Source organism: Arachnia sp., from assembly GCF_057238465.1.
In genome coordinates, this window is the sequence record NZ_DBHHFZ010000026.1 from 1 (window position 1) to 1,819 (window position 1,819).

1 protein-coding gene is annotated in these 1,819 nt (G+C 68.7%); it reads left to right on the forward strand.

Annotated elements, in window-relative coordinates; translation table 11 throughout:
- Positions 1–148 precede the first annotated feature (148 nt).
- The gene (locus ACO6D6_RS15395; RefSeq protein ID WP_484786116.1) at positions 149–1,075 is read left to right on the forward strand and encodes an ADP-ribosylglycohydrolase family protein; all 927 of its coding nucleotides are present in this window, start codon (positions 149–151) and stop codon (positions 1,073–1,075) included.
- The last annotated feature ends 744 nt before the right edge of the window (positions 1,076–1,819 follow it).

Sequence of the window (1,819 nt, forward strand, 5' to 3'; positions counted from 1 at the left end):
TACCTCACCCTGGGCCGCACCCCCACCAAGTAGGCGGGGCCCGACGGCGGAGTCCCGGCGGGCTCCCGGCCCCGACCCGGGTCCGGGCGGCCGCCCTGCGGACCGTCATCCTCCGGTCAGCCACCGGCATCCTCTGTACTGTGGCCCCATGAACGAGGATCGGATTCTGGGCAGCCTCCTGGGGCTGGCAGTGGGCGACGCCCTGGGCACCACCGTCGAGTTCCAGGCCCGCGACTCCTTCCCACCCGTCACCGACATGGTGGGCGGCGGGGTGTTCGGTCTGGCACCCGGGCAGTGGACTGACGACACGTCCATGGCGCTGTGCATTGCAGCGAGCCTGGTCGAGACCGGGGCCTACGATCCCCGCGACCAGCTGGCCCGGTTCGTCCACTGGTACCGCGACGGGTACCTCAGCAGCACGGGTCAGTGCTTCGACATCGGCAACCAGACACTCACCGCCCTGGGGGAGTTCGAGGCCACCGGCGAGCCCTACCGTGAGGAGGTCGGTGGAATGAGCGCCGGCAACGGGTCGCTGATGCGCCTGGCGCCGGTCGCGATGGCCTTCTGCGACGACCTCGAGGCCGCGGGACGGTTCTGCGCCGACAGCTCGCGCACCACCCATTCCGCCGTCGAGTGCGTCGAGGGGTGCGGGGCCTACGGCAGGCTGATCGCGGCCGCCATCCACGGGGCGTCGCACAAGGATCTGTACGTGCTGGCCGCCAACCTGTCCAAGCAGGTGACCAGCCCCGAGCTGGCATCGATCCTGAGTGGCTCCTACCGGGTCAAGGAGCGCGACGAGATCTCGTCGTCGGGCTACGTCCTGCACAGCATGGAGGCGGCGCTGTGGGCTTTGGCCAGAACCGACACCTTCCTCGACGGGGCGCTGCTGGCCGTGAACCTGGGCGACGACACCGACACCGTCGGAGCCATCTACGGGCAGCTGGCGGGGGCGCTGTACGGGCGCAGCGGCATCCCGGAGAACTGGCGGACCCGCCTCCACGACGCCAGGATGATCGAGGACCTGGCGGCGGGGATCGCGGGACGAGTCGGAGCCTTCAAGGTCACGGCCGGCTGAGGAGCGGCCGTTGACAGCGGTCTGGCGGAGCGTCAGTGTCCATGACGCTGACATGAACGCCGCACCGACGTCGTGAACCGAGACAGAGCCTTGGAATTCCAACGATCCCCGCTGGGCGATTCGACGACGGGACCGCTGATGTCAGCACCGTGGACACTGAGCTGCTGACGTACTCGACTCCGCGAGGTCTGGCGAGGTCTTGGTGGCCGGGCCGGGCGCTCTCGCCCCAGGGGCCGGCCCCGCCTTCCCCAGCCTGACCTCGGGCCGGCCGTCTCTGGTTCCCGCCTGGTTCCCGCGCAGCCTCCCGGCGGTGGCTCGACGTCGGCGCTATCCCGCCCCGCCTCCAGCCGGCCCACTCCACGAGGGTGGGGATCTACTGACCGACGGTTGTGCGTACTGCACGAACCCCCGACCCCCGCGGAGTAGCCCCAACCCTCTTCCAGTAGCACCCGACCCTCGTGCAGTAGGCGCCCTGGCCCAAGCGCAAAACGGCCACCAACCGATATCTCCTGTGCTGGCATGGAAATGACTTGCGGAGCCTCAAGAGAGCGATGCACACGCACCAAGGCGACCAAACAGATCATGAAAAGGCGACCAAACAGATTGTGAAGAGACGACCAAACAGTCGATGAAGCGATCCGCCTAGCTTCAACGGACTCCAGACAGCCACCCCAGCCCCGCCTCACAGGGGGTAGGCCGACGGCGTCCCCTCGATGGCCTCGGTGAGGTCGATCTCGCGCTCGC